Source organism: Streptomyces purpurogeneiscleroticus (assembly GCF_020024005.1).
GTDB classification, from domain to species: Bacteria; Actinomycetota; Actinomycetes; order Streptomycetales; family Streptomycetaceae; genus Streptomyces; species Streptomyces purpurogeneiscleroticus.
Genome location: NZ_NHSG01000136.1, coordinates 1 through 16673, shown reverse-complemented (window position 1 = coordinate 16673; position 16673 = coordinate 1). Strand labels below are relative to the sequence as shown.

Sequence of the window (16673 nt, the reverse complement as noted above, 5' to 3'; positions counted from 1 at the left end):
GCCTTGCCACTGAGGGGGCGGACGGATGGGGCCCCTCCCTCATCCCCGGGTTCGGTTCGGGGAGAGGGAGGGGCCCTGCCACGGAAAGCGGCGGAAAGGTCAGCCCGCCTTGACCGCCGAGATGTCGAAGTTCAGCTTCACCTTGTCGCTGACCATCACGCCGCCCGTCTCCAGCGCCGCGTTCCAGGTCAGGCCCCAGTCCGAGCGCAGGATCTCGGTGCTGCCCTCGAAGCCCACGCGCTGGGCGCCGTAGACGTCGGTGGCCGCGCCGTTGAACTCCAGGTCGATGGCGAGCGGCTTGGTGACGTCCTTGATCGTGAGGTTGCCGGTGACGCGGTACGTCTCGGCGCCGACCTGCTCGACACCGACGGACCGGAAGGTCATCAGCGGGAACTGCTCGGCGTCGAAGAAGTCGGCACTCTTCAGGTGGCCGTCGCGGTCCGCGATGCCGGTGTCGATGCTGTCGATCTTCACATCGATGTTCGCGGTCGAGGCGGCCGGGTTCGCGCCGTCGAGATGCAGCGTGCCCTCGTGCTCGGCGAAGGAGCCGCGGACGTTGGTGACCATGGCGTGGCGCACCGTGAAGCCGATGCTGCTGTGCGCCGGGTCGATGGTGTAGTCGCCGGTCAGGGCGGCCAGCGCCGGGTCCGCCACGAGGGTCGCGGTGGCGGCGGGGGCAGCGGTCTCGGCGGTGCGCTTGCGGTTGAACAGAGCCATGGCTCCTCCTCGGGGGACGGGTCGGGGAGACCTCGGGGGTGGCGAGAAAGTTTGTTTAACCTTCAACGAAAACGACCGTAGCGCGTTCTCGTTCAATTTTCAACCTTTACGTCCGAGGGGTGCCCGCGAGTCGTGCGCGTAGGGCATGATCGGAGTGCCCCACCTGCACAGCCAAGCCGAGTCCACCGCCGTACCGGTCCGCCGCAGGAGGCCCCCTTGAGTGCCCGTACTCCCCACTGGTCCCGCAGAGGCTTTCTCGCCCTGAGCAGCGCGGGAGCCGCCGCGTTCGCCCTCGCCCCGCCCGTTCCGGAGGCCCGCGCCGACGCGGCCGGCGACGAGTTCGCCACCCTGCGGCGGCGCTGGCTGGAGCTTCAGCTCGGTACGGGGTACGACCCGGGCGCCGAGCCGTACGCCTCCCGCCTGAAGGAGACCGGCGACCTCGCCCGGCGCTTCCGCGCCGACATGGCGCCCGCCGACGGCTCGCTCTGGCCCGGCCACCCCTTCGACCCGCCGGCCGGCATCACCCAGAGCTACAGCCGGCTGAACGTCATGGCGCAGGCGTACGCGCAGGACGGCACCGGGCTCACCGGGGACGCCGCGCTCGCCGACGACGTGATCAAGGGGCTCGACCATCTGGAGGCGCGGGTCTACAACCCCGCCACGACCCGGTACGGCAACTGGTGGGAGTGGCAGATCGGCAGCCCCCGGCTGCTGCTGGACACCGTCGCGATCCTGCACGACCGGCTGACCGACGCCCAGCGTGCCGCCTACCTCGCCGCCGTCGACCACTTCGTACCGGACTCGATGCTCGGCGACTACACGGGTACGAGTACCGGCGCCAACCGTGTCGACCTCTGCCGGGTGGTCGCCCTGCGCGGCGTCCTCGGCCGGGCGCCGGAGAAGATCGCGCTGGCCCGCGACGCGCTCTCGCCGGTCTTCCCGTACGTGCAGAAGGGTGACGGGCTGTACGCCGACGGATCGTTCATCCAGCACACCTGGGTCGCGTACTCGGGGACGTACGGGTACGTGCTGCTCGACGGGCTCGGGCGGCTGTTTACGCTGCTGCGGGGCAGCAGCTGGGAGGTGATCGACCCGAAGCGGCAGATCGTCTTCGACAGCGTCGAGAACGCCTACGCGCCGCTGCTGCACAACGGCCTGATGATGGACAGCGTCAACGGGCGCGCCATAAGCCGTGGTTACCTGCTCAATGACGACCGCAAGGTGATGCGCAGCGACCACTTTCACGGGCACGCGCTGCTGGCCGCGGTCGCCATACTGGCGCAGGGCGCCTCCGCCGCCGAGCGCGACCGCTGGCACGCGCTGCTGAAGGGCTGGATCGAGCGGGACACCACGCTGGACGTGCTGACCGACCGTCAGTTCACGGTCGCGGACGCCGCCCGGCTGGCCGCCGTGGCCGCCGGGCCCGGCACCGCCGCGCCCGAGCCGGTCGCGCACAAGCTCTTCCCCGCCATGGACCGTGCGGTGCACCGCCGCCCCGGCTTCGCCGCCAACATCTCCATGGCCTCGGACCGGATCGCGTACTACGAGAACGGCAACGGCGAGAATCCGCGCGGCTGGCACACCGGCGCCGGAATGCTCTACTGGTGGGGCGCGGACTACGGCGGCGGCCATTACACCGACTTCTTCTGGCCGACGGTGGATCCGTACCGCCTCCCGGGGACGACTGTTTCCACCAAGCGGCTCGCCGACAACGAGGGCGGCGGCTGGGGCGAGCCCAAGCCCGCCGCGACATGGGTGGGCGGCACCACGGACGGCGAGTTCGCCGCCATCGGGCAGGACGTGCGCGGGCTCTCCTCGACGCTGCGCGCCAAGAAGTCCTGGTTCTGCCTCTCCGACACCGTCGTCTGCCTCGGCGCGGGCATCACCGGCCGGGACGGCGTGCCCGCCGAGACGATCGTCGACAACCGCAATCTCGGTGCCTCGGGGAGCCCGGCCCTCACCGTCGACGGCGTCCCCCAGCCCGTGACCACCGGCTGGACCGGCGTCTTCCCGCGGGCCCGCTGGGCGCACCTCCAGGGGCACGGCGGCTACATCTTCCCCGGCGGCATGCAGCTCCGGGCGCTGCGCGAGGCGCGCACGGGCGCCTGGCGCGACATCAACACGGGCTCGTCGCCGGAGCGTGTCACCCGCCGCTATCTCACGCTCTGGCGGGACCACGGCACGGACCCGGCGGACGCCTCGTACGCCTATCTGCTGATGCCGGGGGCCGGGCCGCGCACCCTCGCGGCCCGCGCCGCCGACCGGCACTGGCTGCGGATCACCGCCAATACGGGCGCGGCGCAGGCGGTGGAGGTGCTCGCGCTCGGTGTGACCGCGGCGAACTTCTGGACGGCCGGGACAGCGGGGTCGCTGACCGCCTCGGCGCCGTCGTCCGTGCTGGTGCGCCGGCGCGGCGGGACGGCGACGCTGTGCGTGGCGGAGCCGCCGCGCACGGGGCGGCCGCTGGAGATCGTCTGGGACCGCCCGGTACGCGAGGCGGTGAGCGCCGGGCCCGGCGTCACGGTCCTGGAGACGGGCCGCCGGCTGCGGCTGCGGATCAGTCCGGGAACGGTCTGCGCCACGCATACCTGTACGGTCACTACACACTGACCCGGCCGTGGGCCGCGTGCGGGGGATCGCGCGCCGCCCCGCGGGGCGCGGCCCGGTGGCCGGGATGTGCGGTCAACCGGCGGACCGCCACAAGACCACACCGGTGTCTTTTGTGGGTCCTGTACAGCGACCGGAAACCGCTCCCGCGTGTCCGTGCCGCCGCCGCGTCCCCCGTACAGCGTGGTTCTGTCCTGCCTGCCCACGAAATCGTGCTCGACGTTGTGAGAAACCGACATCGGTTCATGACCAGGTGTCCGCGTACCGTCGATGCATGACCACTGTCGAAGATGCGCCCGCCGAGGCGAACGACGCCCGCGGGCGCGTCGCCGAGCTGCACGCGATCCGTGAGCAGGCCCGGCGAGGCCCGAGTGAGCGCGCCACCGAGGCCCAGCGCGCCAAGGGCAAGCTCACCGCCCGCGAGCGAATCGACCTCCTGCTGGACGAGGGGTCGTTCAACGAGGTGGAGCCGCTGCGCCGGCACCGGGCGACCGGCTTCGGGCTGGAGAACAAGAAGCCCTACACCGATGGTGTGATCACGGGCTGGGGCACGGTGCACGGCCGGACCGTGTTCGTGTACGCGCACGACTTCCGGATCTTCGGCGGCGCGCTGGGCGAGGCCCACGCCACGAAGATCCACAAGATCATGGACATGGCCATTCAGGCCGGTGCGCCGCTGGTGTCGCTGAACGACGGCGCGGGTGCGCGTATCCAGGAGGGCGTCTCGGCGCTCGCCGGGTACGGCGGCATCTTCCAGCGCAACACCAAGGCGTCGGGCGTGATCCCGCAGATCTCGGTGATGCTGGGCCCGTGCGCGGGCGGCGCGGCCTACAGCCCCGCCCTCACGGACTTCGTGTTCATGGTCCGGGAGACCTCACAGATGTTCATCACCGGGCCGGACGTGGTCCGTGCGGTGACCGGCGAGGAGATCACCCAGAACGGGCTGGGCGGCGCGGACGTGCACGCCGAGACCTCGGGTGTCTGCCACTTCGCGTACGACGACGAGGCCACCTGCCTGGAGGAGGTCCGCTACCTCCTCGCCCTGCTGCCGTCCAACAACCGCGAGAACCCGCCGTCCGTCCCCTGTGACGACCCGGCGGAGCGCGCCGGTGACGCGCTGCTGGACCTGGTGCCGGCCGACGGCAACCGCCCGTACGACATGCGCAAGGTCATCGAGGAGCTCGTCGACGACGGCGAGTTCCTGGAGGTCCACGAGCGCTGGGCGACCAACATCATCTGCGCGCTGTCCCGCATGGACGGCGAGGTCGTCGGCATCGTCGCCAACCAGCCGCAGTCGCTGGCGGGCGTGCTGGACATCGAGGCGTCGGAAAAGGCTGCCCGTTTCGTCCAGATGTGCGATGCTTTCAATATCCCGATCCTCACGCTGCTGGACGTCCCCGGCTTCCTGCCGGGCGTCGACCAGGAGCACGGCGGCATCATCCGGCACGGCGCCAAGCTGCTGTACGCGTACTGCAACGCCACCGTGCCGCGGATCTCGGTCGTGCTGCGCAAGGCGTACGGCGGTGCCTACATCGTCATGGACTCCCAGTCCATCGGCGCCGACCTCACCTATGCCTGGCCGACCAACGAGATCGCGGTGATGGGCGCCGAGGGCGCGGCCAACGTGATCTTCCGCAAGCAGATCGCCGAGGCGGACGACCCGGAGACCATGCGGGCCCGGATGGTCAAGGAGTACAAGTCCGAGCTGATGCACCCGTACTACGCGGCCGAGCGCGGCCTCGTCGACGACGTGATCGACCCGGCCGAGACCCGCGAGGTGCTGATCCGCTCGCTGGCCATGCTCCGCTCCAAGCACGCCGACCTGCCGGCCCGCAAGCACGGCAACCCGCCGCAGTAATTCCGCCACCGCTCTGTACCGCAGCCACCCTGCGACCTTGGAGACGACGAAAGTGAATCCTGCCGATACCTCCGACCGTTCCCTGGTCCGCGTCGAGAAGGGCGAGGCCAGCGAGGAGGAGCTCGCCGCGCTGACCGCGGTGCTGCTCGCCCGCGCCGCCCACCAGCCGGCCGCGCTCCCGGCGCAGCCGCACGCCACGGCCGCGCGCTGGCGCCGGCTGGAGCGCCAGCGCGGCTTCCGCGGCGCGCGCTCCTGGCAGGGCTGATACGCGACGACGAAGGGGCCCCGGCACACCACCAGGTGTGCCGGGGCCCCTTCGCGTAAGGGTCAGGCCCGTACCGCGGCCGGTTCCGTCGTGGTGGCCGCCGGGGAAACGGCCCCCTCCTGGTGCTCCGGGATCTTCAGGTACAGCGTGAGCAGCGAGGAGACGACGTAGAGCGCGGCGAAGATGATGACGACGCCGGCCGGGCCGACCGGGGTCAGGAAGAGGCTGACGATCGCCGGGCCGACGAACGCCGCGCCGCCCGCGCCGAGGTTCAGCAGGGCCATCGCGCCGCCCTTGTTCTCCGGGGCCAGCGCCGGGATCAGCGCGGAGATGGGGACGAAGCCGGCCAGGGTGATGCCGTAGAGCATGCCGCAGACGATCGCGACCGGGTAGTTGCTGCCGGCGGCCTGCGGCACGAAGTACAGCGTCAGTGTCGTGACGGCGCAGCCCAGGCCGCCGAACGTGGCGATGGTCTTCCGCCAGCCGATCCTGTCGCCGATGACGCCGAAGATCAGGTTGAAGACGACGTTCGTGCCGTAGATCACGGCGAGCAGGGTCAGCCAGCGGCCCTCGCCGAAGCCCAGTTCCTTGCCGAAGACGGTGGGCAGGAACACCAGGAAGCCGAACTCGGGCGCGGTGTTGATGATCCGCACCACGCAGCCGACCGCGACCTTGGGGTGGGTCCAGGCGATGGAGAGGCTGGAGACCAGCGACTGGACCGGCTTGACCTCGGGCGGTGCCAGCCGGGAGAAGCCGGTCCGCTCCTTCACGCCGAACATGCAGAAGGCGCCGCCGAGCGCGATGATGCCGAGCGCCACCCACAGCGTGCCGAACGGGCCGAAGACCGGGTTGGTGGCGCCGGCCACCACCGACCCCAGCGTGGGCAGGCCGCCGGTGAAGGCCATGTAGAACCAGCCGACCGCGGCACCCATCCGTGCCATGGGCGCCGTCGCCGTGATCCAGACCAGGAATCCGAAGGCGAACAGCGGGTAGCCGAAGCCCCGCAGGCCGTAGAAGACCAGCATCAGCGGGTAGTTCTCGGGACCGAGCGCGAAGACGAGGAAGAGGACGTCGAAGACGATCCAGATCGCCAGGCCCAGCTGCATCACCCGGCGCGGTCCCCACAGGTCCGACAGTGCGCCGGAGAGCCAGGAGGCGAGCATGACCGTGACGCCGTAGGCGGTGATGACGTAGGAGGCGTGCACCTCGGTGCCGGCGCCGTGGTCCGCCATGTACGGCGCGATGAACCCCGATTCGACGCCGTCGCCGATCATGAAGAGCAGGACGCCGAGGTAGCCGTAGACCAGCGCCTTGGGGATGCCGAGGCGGTCGGCCAGTGAGAGCGCCGGTGGTGGAGCCATGTCGCGCCTCCGTTGGAGCGAGGGTGGTGAAGGTGGGATATCAGCAGCATGAATCCTGTGAACTTCACAAGCAAGATGTGATGCTGAGTTTTCTTGGCCGTGGTTCTCACAGCACTGAGCGTGATTTCCGGCCCCAGGGGTGACGGATCTGTGATCTGGGTGTTAAATCCAACAGGGACAGAACAAAGGAGTGTGCCCTGATGACCACGACCCCCGACGGCCTCGGACACAACGCCGCGACCTTCCGCGAGGACTGGCTGGAAGGACTGGCCGACGCGTACGCGCGCACGCTCCGGCGGGTCCCCGGCACCTTCGGCGTGGTCGGCCGCCACGCCCCGCGCCCCGGCAGGGTCGCCGTCGTCATCGGCGGCGGCTCCGGCCACTACCCGGCCTTCGCCGGACTGGTCGGTCCCGGGCTCGCGGACGCCGCCGCGGTCGGCGACGTCTTCGCCAGCCCCAGCGCCGAGCAGATCTACCGCACCGCCAAGGCCGCCGACGGCGGCGCCGGGGTGCTGATGTCCTACGGGAACTACGCCGGCGACGTGATGCACTTCGGGCTGGCCGCGCGCCGGCTCGCCGCCGAGGGCGTGCCCGTACGTACCGTCCTGGTCACCGACGACGTGGCCAGCGGCCCGCCGCCGGTCGAGGGCCAGGAGATCGACCCCTCGCGCGACCGGCGCGGGGTGGCCGGTGACTTCTTCGTCTTCAAGGTGGCGGGCGCGGCGGCCGAGCGCGGCGACGACCTGGAGAGCGTGGCCGCGCTCGCGGCCCGCGCCAACGCGATGACCCGCACCTTCGGTGCCGCCTTTTCCGGCTGCACGCTGCCCGGTGCGAGCGAGCCGCTGTTCACCGTGAACAAGGGCACCACCGAGCTGGGCATGGGCATCCACGGCGAGCCCGGCCTGCGCACCACCCGCAGCCTCACCGCGACCGAACTCGCCGACGAGCTGGTCGACAACCTCCTCCCGGAGCTGCCCCGGCCGCCCGCGGACGGCAACGGCCGGGTCGCGGTGCTGCTCAACGGCCTGGGCCGGACCAAGTACGAGGAGATGTTCGTCGTCTTCCGGCAGGTCAACCGGCGTCTGAAGGAGGCCGGGCTGACGCCCTTCCGGCCGGAGGTCGGCGAGTTCGTCACCTCCTTCGACATGGCGGGCGTCTCGCTGTCGGTGATGGTCCTCGACGAGGAACTGGCCGAGCTGTACGACGCGCCGTGCGACACCCCGGCCTTCCGCAGCCTGCCGGGGCCCCGCAGGGACGCCGACGACGTACGGGAGGCCCCGGCGGCCGCCGCGGAGCAGGAGCGGGAGCAGGCGCAGGCGCAGGCCGGGCCGTCCGCCGCCGATCTGCCCGCCACGGCAGCGCTGCAGGCCGCGCTGGACCTGGTCGCGGCGAACGAGGACGAGCTGGGGCGGCTGGACGCGGTCGCGGGCGACGGGGACCACGGCATCGGGATCGTCCGCGGGCTGCGGGCGGCGGTGGCCGCGGCGCGCGCGGCGGAGCCGGGGCCGGCCGGGGACCCGCTCTCGGCGGGTGCCGCTCTGCTGTCCGCCGGTCTCGCCCTCGCCGACGCCTCCGGGGGAGCCTCGGGCGCGCTGTACGGGGCGCTGCTGGCAGAGACCGGCGCGGTCCTCGTACGGGCTCCGGAGGGTGCCGCCTGCAGCACTGAGCTGCTGGCGGAGGCGGTGGCCGCGGCGCAGCGGGCGGTGAGCGAGCTGGGCGGCGCGCAGGTCGGTGAGAAGACCCTGCTGGATGCGGTGGACCCGTTCCGGGCGGAACTCGCGAATCGTACGGGTGAGCCGCTCGCTGCCGCGTGGCGGGCCGCGGCCGAGGCCGCGACGAAGGCGGCAGCCGCGACGGCGGAACTCGTGCCGGCCCGGGGCCGCGCGGCCCGCATGGGCGACCTCGGTTACGGCCACGCCGACGCCGGAGCGACGTCCCTGGCGATGATCGTCACCGCCGTGGGCGGCACGCTCCGCTGACGGCGCGCGAAGGGCCCCGCACACCATGGTGTGCGGGGCCCTTCGCGTACGGGCGGGCCGTCGGCGTCAGCGAAGCCGCGCCATCAGCGCGTGTTCCACGAGCGTGATGAGCGCGCTCTTGGCCTCGCTGCGATGCCGTGCGTCCGTCGTGATGATCGGTGCGTCCGGGCCGATCTGGAGGGCCTCACGGACCTCGTCCGGCGTGTACGGCTGGTGTCCGTCGAAGCCGTTGAGGGCGATGACGAACGGCAGGCCGCTGTTCTCGAAGTAGTCGACCGCCGGGAAACAGTCCGCCAGGCGGCGGGTGTCCACCAGCACCACGGCGCCGATCGCGCCGCGGACCAGGTCGTCCCACATGAACCAGAACCGGTCCTGACCGGGCGTACCGAAGAGGTACAGGATCAGGTCCTGGTCCAGCGTGATACGGCCGAAGTCCATCGCCACCGTCGTGGTGGTCTTGTCCGGCGCGTGCGTCAGGTCGTCGATGCCCGCCGAGGCGGAGGTCATCACGGCTTCGGTACGCAGCGGATTGATCTCGGAGACGGCCCCGACGAAGGTCGTCTTGCCCACGCCGAAGCCGCCCGCCACCACGATCTTCGCGGAGGTGGTGGAGCGGGCTGCACCGCTAGAGCTTGCGAAGTCCACTGAGCACCCTTTCGAGCAGTGTCACATCTGGCTGTCCGCCGGCGGACTCGTCACCGCCGGGCTGATGGATGGCGACGAGTCCGGCCTCCGCCAGGTCGGCGACGAGGATCCGGGCGACGCCGAGGGGGATGGAGAGGAGCGCGGAGATCTCGGCGACCGACTTGATCTCGCGGCACAGATGGCAGATGCGCTGATGCTCCGGCAGCTGGCCCTGCAGCTGAGCCTGCCCGGCCGTGGTGTGCACCAGTGCCTCGATGGCGAGCTGGTAGCGCGGCCGGGTGCGGCCCCCGGTCATGGCGTACGGGCGGACCAGCGGGTTCTGCGCGCCGCCGGTCGGTGCCGACGGCTCGGCGCGCCGCTGCGGCGGCTGCACCGGTTCTATCCGCGGCACCCGGGGCCCCTCGTCGCCGTAGCCGTAGGGCGACGGTGAGGGACTGCCGTACGTCGTGTCGTAGGGCTGCTGCTGCGGCGCGGGCCGCGGCTGCCGACGACTCGGCGCGGACGGGAAGTTGAAGCGGTTGTACTGGGTTTCGCCCTGCGACTCGGGCGGATGCCCGGAATCGTACGGGTATCCGCTAGGGGGCGTGGCCACGTTTCCTCCTCCAACTTGCCAATCCGACGCCGGTCGCGCCACCGCACCCTATGGTGCGGTGGCGAGAAACGCACTGCCTGTCTGTCAGTTGAGAAGGCTGCCCTGCAGTTCGGCGCGCAGGTCGGGAGTGAGAACACTGCCCGCGCGGTCGACCAGCAGAGCCATCTCGTAACCGACGAGGCCGATGTCGCACTCGGGGTGCGCCAGTACGGCCAGCGACGATCCGTCCGAGACGGACATGATGAAGAGGAACCCGCGCTCCATCTCCACCACGGTCTGGTTGACGCTCCCGCCTTCGAAAATGCGGGAGGCACCCGAGGTCAGCGAGGTGAGCCCGGAGGCCACCGCCGCCAACTGATCGGCTCTGTCCCGAGGGAAACCCTCGGACATGGCGAGGAGGAGACCGTCTGCGGAGACCACGACCGTGTGGGACACACCGGGGGTGTTGTCCACGAAGTTGGTGATCAACCAGTTCAGGTTCTGCGCCGCCTGGCTCATCGGGCTCACACTAACGCTCCTGATCGTAGGTGCTGCCGGGGCCGAAGCCCTGTTGGTCATTCTTGGGTGACTCCATACCGGCACTGCGTCCCTGCTGGACACCGCGGCGCAGGTTGCTCAGCCTGCCCCGGACGTCCTCGGGCGCACGGGAGACCTGGGGGCCGCCCTGCGGGGTCTGCTCCGCCGTGCCCTCGACCAAATTGGCCTTGGGCACCCGCCGGGGGAGACCGGAGGAGGTGATCCCGCCTGCCTTCGGCTCGCGAAGCTGCTCCGCCCGCTGCCAGCGCTCATCGTTGGCAGTACGCCAACCAAAGCTGTCCTCCGACGTGCTCCGCTGTTGCGGGGGCGACGCCGGCTCCTCGGGCTGCTGCCACTCCTGCTGACCGGGGGCCTTGTCACCTCCGCGGCGCGGAAGGCCGGCGTCGGTCAGGGAGTGGGTTTCGCTCGGGGTGGGACCCGGACGATCGAATGCTACGCGTTCCTGCGGCTGCGCGGGAGCGTCGGGACCATTGTGGTCCGATTCCGCTTGACCGCCGAAGTAGCCCTGGAACGGAGCCGGTTCGCTCCGTCCCGGACCCTGCCGGCCGTCTGCGGAGTACTGTGGCTGCTCGCCGGTGCGCTCCGAAGAGCCCTGGTCGAACAGGTTCTGACCACCGAAGGAACGGTCGTCGTAGGCGCCGGCAGGTCCGTCGTAGGACTGCTGCCCGGCGGTCTCCTGGGGGGCGTACTGCTGCTCCTGGAAGCCGTCGTACGCGCCGCCCGAGCGCTCCGCTTCCCCGCGCCGGGGGAGCCCGCCGAAGTCCTGCGCCGGGCTCTGCGCGGGCTCCTGGCCGGGCGCACCGTGCCGCGGTGCGCCGTTCTGGGCTTCCAGTGCCGCGCGGCGCTCCTCGCGGAGCAGCGAGCGGCCCACGGGGTCCAGGTCGGCGGAGTCGTCCGACGGCCGGTAGTGGTCGTCGAAGCCGAGCTCCGCCGCGGTACGGATGTCCTCGGGCTGCTGGAACGACTGCGGGTGCTCCGGCATGATCCGGGAGACCGTGAAGTCGTCCTCGAAGGTGTCCTCGCCGCCACCGCCGTGGGTGATCGCCTCCGGCAGCATGACCAGCGAGGTGGTGCCGGCCTGCTCGCCCGAGGGGCGCAGCTGGACGCGGATGCCGTGCCGGTCCGCCAGCCGGCCGACCACGAAGAGCCCCATGCGCTGGGAGATCGCGATGTCGACGGTCGGCGGGTTGGCCAGCTTGTGGTTGATGTCCGCGAAGTCCTCGGGGGTGAGCCCGATGCCCTTGTCGTGGATCTCGATCATCACGCGGCCGTCGGGGAGACGGGTCGCGGTGACCCGCACCTTGGTCTGCGGCGAGGAGAACGTGGTGGCGTTCTCCAGCAGCTCGGAGAGCAGGTGCACGAGGTCGGTCACGGCCTGGCCGTGGATCTCGCTCTCGGGGAAGCCCTGGAGCTCGATGCGCTCGTAGGACTCCACCTCGGAGGTGGCAGCGCGGAGCACGTCGATCAGCGGGACCGGCTGGGTCCAGCGGCGGCCGGGCTCCTCGCCCGCGAGGATGAGGAGGTTCTCGCCGTTGCGCCGCATACGGGTGGCGAGGTGGTCCAGGCGGAAGAGGTTCTCCAGCTGGTCCGGGTCGGCCTCGTTGTTCTCCAGGTCCGTGATGAGCGTCAGCTGGCGCTCGACCAGGCCCTGGTTACGGCGCGAGAGGTTGGTGAAGATCGCGTTGACGTTGCCCCGCAGCAGGGCCTGCTCGGCGGCGAGCCGCACGGCCTCGCGGTGGACCTGGTCGAACGCGCGGGCGACCTCGCCGATCTCGTCGGTGGTGTTGATCGGGATCGGCCTGACGCGGGTGTCGACCCGGCCCGGGTCCGTACGGGAGAGCTGGTCGACCAGCATCGGCAGCCGCTGCTCGGCGATGCCGAAGGCGGCCGTGCGCAGCTCCTGCATGTTGCGGGTCATCGAGCGGGCCATCAGGCCGGCGATGAGGAAGGCGATGATCAGCGCGCCGAGCGCGACGCCGGAGTCCACGAAGGTGGTCTGCTGCGCGTCGTCGGCGATCGCCGCGGCCTCGTCCACCGCCTTGTCGGCGAGGTCCTCCTCGATGCCGCGGTACATGTCGAACTTGCCGGTGGACGCCGCGAACCAGGTCTCCGGCGTGACGCCCTTGGCGGCGAGCAGCTGCGGCGAGGCGCCGGAGGAGATCGCCTGGACCATCGCGTCGATGGACGGCGGCGCCTGGAACTGCCGGCCGGCCGCGATCGCCTGCTTCCGCGCCTTGGCCGCCTCCTGCTGGCCCTTCTTCTTGAGGGCCGCCGAGTCCTTCTTCAGGCGCTCGATGTCCTCGGGGGTGCCGCCGGAGGTGTACTCGCCGATGGCGATGCCCTCCAGGTAGGCGTACGACGCGAACGCGGTGAGCTGCTTCTTGCGCTCCTTGGCGTTGCTCGCCGGGTCCACCAGCAGGTGGGTGCCGATGGAGCGCTGCAGGGAGGTGGCGGCCTTCGCCAGCGAGACGGCGTAGACCGTGCGTCCGTAGGAGGTGATGTTGCCGGTGCCCAGACCCAGCTCGTTGGAGAACTCCATCAGCGGGTGCTGGACCTCGGTGTAGCCCTCTTCGGTCTGCACACCGGTGAGCTGCGAGGTGTAGGCGGCCTTGCGCAGCACCTCCAGCTTGGGCTCGACCTTCTCGAAGACCGCGAGGCGGCGCTTCAGGCCCGGCTTGTCGGGCATGCTCTTGACCGCGTCGTGGAAGTCGGCGGCGGCGGCGTCGGTCTCGGCCCGCGCGTCCCGGACGACCGGGTCGTTGCGCTTGCCCTGGAGGAGCGGGGCGGCGGTGCGGTCCCGCTCGTCGACGAGGGCCTGGCCGTAGGAGGCGGCCGCCTGGACCAGCTTCGCGGTGTTCTCGGCGTCCTGGGCCTCGCTCCAGGTCGAGACCGAGGCGTTCACCCGCAGCCCGGCGAAGATCAGCGCCAGGATGACGGGAAGCAGCAGGATCGCGTTCAGCCGGGTGGCCACACGCCAGTTGCGCGGGGACATCCGGTTGCCACGCGCGGGCCGGCTGCTCAGCGGATTTTCAGGCGCGTCGGAAGGCGACGCCGTATGACGCGGCGGCGGTGTGAAGTTGCCCCGCTGCGCCGCCTGCTGCGGCGCGGGGCCCGACTTGCTTCGCCTCACTCGACCAACAACCTCTCGGCGCCGGCACGTATCTCGCTGTGCCGTTTCGTTCTGGGCGTTACCTACTCCGGAGTTCAGCGAATTCCAGCACGTCAGGGCCGCGCGTTCCAAACAGTGCGCACAAGATGAGCAAGCCCTGCGGGACGCCAGATAAAAGGGGCGTTAAGGGCGAGGCACGGCAAAAGCCGGGGTCAAAGTGAACACAGCGAAGCCAGCTGTGCGCATCCGGTGTCGAGGTCCCGGGATTTCTCTGTCGAAACGTTATGAACGCCGGGGCCCGGCGTGTCCAAGGACACAGCGCACCCCGGCGCAACTGGCTGTACGGCAGCGTTACTTGAGCCGCGCCATAAGAGCGTGTTCGACGAGCGTGATGAGGGCACCCTTGGCCTCGCCGCGGTGCCGGGCGTCGGTGGTGATGATCGGCGTGTCGGGGCCGATCTGCAGCGCTTCGCGCACCTCGTCGGGGGTGTACGGCTGCTGCCCGTCGAATCCGTTCAGCGCGATCACGAACGGCAGTCCGCTGTTCTCGAAGTAGTCGACCGCGGGGAAGCAGTCCGAGAGCCGGCGGGTGTCGACGAGTACCACGGCACCGATCGCACCGCGGACCAGATCATCCCACATGAACCAGAAACGGTCCTGGCCGGGAGTGCCGAACAGATAAAGAATCAAATCCTGATCGAGGGTGATACGCCCGAAATCCATGGCGACGGTGGTCGTCGTCTTGTCCTGCACGTGACTGAGATCGTCGATGCCCGCGGAAGCGGACGTCATGACGGCCTCGGTACGCAGCGGATTGATCTCGGAAACCGCCCCGACAAAGGTGGTTTTGCCCACGCCGAAACCGCCCGCCACCACGATCTTCGCGGACGTGGTCGAACGGGACGCGGCGTCAGAGCTTGCGAAGTCCACTGAGCACCCTCTCCAGCAGTGTCACATCGGGCGTGCCGCCGGCCTCACCGCTGCCGCCGGGCTGGTGGATCGCCACCATGCCGGCCTCGGCCAGGTCGGCGACCAGGATTCTGGCGACCCCCAGCGGGATGTGCAGCAGCGCGGAGACCTCCGCCACCGACTTCACCTCGGCGCACAGATGGCAGATGCGCTGGTGCTCCGGCAGCAGCCCGGGCAGCTGGGAGGGATCGGCCGTGGTGCTGACCAGCGCCTCGATGGCGAGCTGGTAGCGCGGCCGGGTCCGGCCTCCGGTCATCGCATAAGGGCGGACCAGTGGCTGGTCGCCCCCGTCGTCGCCGTACGGCTCGCTGGTATAGCCGTACGGGCCGGGCGAGGCGGGTGGCGGGGTCATGGGTCCTCCGGGCTGGACAACTGGCTGTCGTCGGATCGGGCCGGTGGGGGGTTCTTCGGCACGTGGGGTCGGTGGCGGATCAGTTCAGCAGGCTGCCCTGCAGTTCGGCCCGCAGGTCCGGCGTCAGCACGCCGCCCGCACGGTCGACCAGCAGAGCCATCTCGTAACCGACCAGGCCGATGTCGCACTCGGGGTGCGCCAGCACGGCCAGCGACGATCCGTCCGAGATCGACATCAGGAAGAGGAAGCCGCGCTCCATCTCCACCACGGTCTGGTTGACGTTCCCGCCCTCGAAGATGCGGGACGCGCCGGATGTCAGGGAGGTGAGCCCGGAGGCCACCGCGGCGAGCTGGTCGGCCCGGTCCCGCGGGAAGCCCTCGGACATCGCGAGCAGCAGACCGTCCACCGAGACGACCACCGTGTGGGACACCCCGGGGGTGTTCTCCACGAAATTGGTGATCAACCAGTTCAGGTTCTGCGCCGCCTGGCTCATCGGACTCAACTAACGCTCCTGCTGGTGAGTGGGGTCCACGATGGGGTGCGTGCCGGTGTGCCCGGCCTGCCGGCCCTGCTGGATGCCCCGGCGGAGATTGGTCAGCCGGCCGCGCACGTCGTCGGGCGAACGGGAGACCTGTGGGCCGCCCGCGCGCTGCTCCTGTTGCGCGGTACCTGCGACGAGGTTCGCACGCGGGACGCGGCGCGGCAGCCCGGAGGTGGTGATGCCGCCGGCCGCGGGCTGCCGGACCTGCTCGGCCCGGCGCCAGACGTCGTCATTGGGCGAGGAACGCCACTCGGCCTGCGCCTGAGCGCCGTTGCCGGCCGGCTCGCGCCGGGGCAGCCGCGGCGCCTCCGGGGCGCTCTGCGGCCGGCTCACGGGCTCCTCGGCCGCGCTGCCGCCCGGCTGGGTGAACCAATTCGACTCGATCGTGTCGAAGATCGGCGAACCCGCGTCGCCCGTGCTCCGCGGCGCGGGGCCGCCGAGCAGGTCGGCGTCGTCCGGAGCGGAGTACGGCTGCTGCTGTACGGGGACCTCGCCGGCCCGGGGAGCGCGCCCGAAGGCACCGTCCCGGCCGAACGCGTCGTCGCGGCCGAAGGAGTCGCTGTCGTACGCCTGGCCGCCGCGCGCCGGGGCCTCCTCGCCGCGGGCGGGCGCCGGGGCGCTCTCCTCGGCGGGGCGGCCGTCCTGCGCGGACTGCGGGGACTGCGGAACGAACTCGCCGCTCCACATCGGGCTGGTGGGCCGGTCGGGCGCCGGGGGAGACGCGGGCGCCTCCTCGGCGGGCGCGCCGGACGACGGCGCCGAGGGCAGCTCGAACTCGCCGCTCCACAGGGGCTGGGAGTCCTGCGCGGAGCCCTGTGCGGGGGACGCGCCGCGCGCCGGGGCGTTCGCGCCGGGGCGCCGGCCGTCGAAGTCCGGGCGCTCGAACTGCGCCGTGTCACCGGGACCGCCGGCCGCCGGGCGCTCGAACTGCCCGGTGGACTCGGGACGCCGGTACTGGCCGGATATCTCGGAGCCGCCGTACTGGCCGGCGCTCTCCGGCTCCTCGTGGCCGCGCGGGTGGTCGTCCTGGCCCTGGCGGGGCGCCAGCGGCCAGTCGCCGGCCGCCTCGCCGCGCTCGCGCCGCGCACCCCAGTTGGAGCCGGGCTGCTGGCCGGGCTGGCGCGGCGCGGACTCCGCCGCG

13 protein-coding genes and 1 pseudogene are annotated in these 16673 nt (G+C 71.2%); 4 read left to right on the top strand and 10 right to left on the bottom strand.

The window, feature by feature from the left end:
- Positions 1-99 precede the first annotated feature (99 nt).
- Positions 100-717 (bottom strand): YceI family protein, encoded by a 618-nt coding sequence (locus CCS38_RS07560; RefSeq protein ID WP_223732414.1) that lies wholly within the window; start codon positions 715-717, stop codon positions 100-102.
- Between the two features lie 216 nt (positions 718-933).
- On the opposite strand from CCS38_RS07560, the gene CCS38_RS07555 reads away from it, so the two are divergent.
- The 3 genes from CCS38_RS07555 (at position 934) to CCS38_RS07545 (ending at position 5447) form a co-directional block, all read left to right on the top strand.
- Entirely contained in the window at positions 934-3327 is a 2394-nt protein-coding gene (locus CCS38_RS07555) for a polysaccharide lyase 8 family protein (protein ID WP_223732413.1), read from the top strand.
- A gap of 271 nt (positions 3328-3598) precedes the next feature.
- A complete protein-coding gene (locus CCS38_RS07550; protein WP_223732412.1) occupies positions 3599-5182 on the top strand; it encodes an acyl-CoA carboxylase subunit beta in 1584 nt (527 codons plus the stop codon).
- Between the two features lie 37 nt (positions 5183-5219).
- The gene (locus CCS38_RS07545) at positions 5220-5447 is read left to right on the top strand and encodes an acyl-CoA carboxylase epsilon subunit (RefSeq protein WP_223732411.1); all 228 of its coding nucleotides are present in this window, start codon (positions 5220-5222) and stop codon (positions 5445-5447) included.
- A 62-nt stretch (positions 5448-5509) separates the two neighbouring features.
- On the opposite strand, the gene CCS38_RS07540 is transcribed toward CCS38_RS07545, so the two are convergent.
- A complete protein-coding gene (locus CCS38_RS07540) occupies positions 5510-6808 on the bottom strand; it encodes an MFS transporter (protein ID WP_223732410.1) in 1299 nt (432 codons plus the stop codon).
- A gap of 200 nt (positions 6809-7008) precedes the next feature.
- On the opposite strand from CCS38_RS07540, the gene CCS38_RS07535 reads away from it, so the two are divergent.
- Positions 7009-8787, top strand: a complete 1779-nt coding sequence (locus CCS38_RS07535; RefSeq protein ID WP_223732409.1) for a dihydroxyacetone kinase family protein — start codon at positions 7009-7011, stop codon at positions 8785-8787.
- Between the two features lie 66 nt (positions 8788-8853).
- Here the strand turns inward: CCS38_RS07535 and CCS38_RS07530 are convergent, their stop codons facing one another.
- The 8 genes and pseudogenes from CCS38_RS07530 to CCS38_RS07495 all read right to left on the bottom strand — a co-directional run.
- Positions 8854-9432, bottom strand: coding sequence for a GTP-binding protein (locus CCS38_RS07530; RefSeq protein WP_073447656.1), 579 nt, complete (start codon positions 9430-9432; stop codon positions 8854-8856).
- On the bottom strand, positions 9413-10024 hold the full coding sequence (locus tag CCS38_RS07525) for a DUF742 domain-containing protein (RefSeq protein ID WP_223732408.1): 612 nt from the start codon (positions 10022-10024) through the stop codon (positions 9413-9415). Before CCS38_RS07525 ends, CCS38_RS07530 begins: the two co-directional genes overlap by 20 nt.
- Before the next feature lie 84 nt (positions 10025-10108).
- Positions 10109-10522 (bottom strand): roadblock/LC7 domain-containing protein, encoded by a 414-nt coding sequence (locus CCS38_RS07520; protein WP_030257992.1) that lies wholly within the window; start codon positions 10520-10522, stop codon positions 10109-10111.
- Positions 10523-10532: 10 nt separating this feature from the next.
- Positions 10533-13691 carry a sensor histidine kinase gene (locus CCS38_RS07515; protein WP_223732407.1) on the bottom strand — a complete coding sequence of 1053 codons (3159 nt, stop codon included), beginning with the start codon at positions 13689-13691 and terminating at the stop codon, positions 10533-10535.
- 330 nt (positions 13692-14021) lie between these two features.
- Entirely contained in the window at positions 14022-14600 is a 579-nt protein-coding gene (locus CCS38_RS07510) for a GTP-binding protein (RefSeq protein ID WP_031051534.1), read from the bottom strand.
- Positions 14581-14991, bottom strand: coding sequence for a DUF742 domain-containing protein (locus CCS38_RS07505; protein WP_030257983.1), 411 nt, complete (start codon positions 14989-14991; stop codon positions 14581-14583). Before CCS38_RS07505 ends, CCS38_RS07510 begins: the two co-directional genes overlap by 20 nt.
- Before the next feature lie 79 nt (positions 14992-15070).
- Positions 15071-15493, bottom strand: a complete 423-nt coding sequence (locus CCS38_RS07500) for a roadblock/LC7 domain-containing protein (RefSeq protein ID WP_078888980.1) — start codon at positions 15491-15493, stop codon at positions 15071-15073.
- Positions 15494-16673 (bottom strand): annotated as a pseudogene (locus CCS38_RS07495) (histidine kinase); the annotation flags it as partial.

Bases quoted from the DNA above. Each gene is read 5' to 3' on its own strand.
- CCS38_RS07560 (WP_223732414.1), bottom strand. From the start codon at position 717: ATGGCTCTGTTCAACCGCAAGCGCACCGCCGAGACCGCTGCCCCCGCC.
- CCS38_RS07540 (WP_223732410.1), bottom strand. From the start codon at position 6,808: ATGGCTCCACCACCGGCGCTCTCACTGGCCGACCGCCTCGGCATCCCC.
- CCS38_RS07505 (WP_030257983.1), bottom strand. From the start codon at position 14,991: ATGACCCCGCCACCCGCCTCGCCCGGCCCGTACGGCTATACCAGCGAG.
- CCS38_RS07520 (WP_030257992.1), bottom strand. From the start codon at position 10,522: ATGAGCCAGGCGGCGCAGAACCTGAACTGGTTGATCACCAACTTCGTG.
- CCS38_RS07535 (WP_223732409.1), top strand. From the start codon at position 7,009: ATGACCACGACCCCCGACGGCCTCGGACACAACGCCGCGACCTTCCGC.
- CCS38_RS07550 (WP_223732412.1), top strand. From the start codon at position 3,599: ATGACCACTGTCGAAGATGCGCCCGCCGAGGCGAACGACGCCCGCGGG.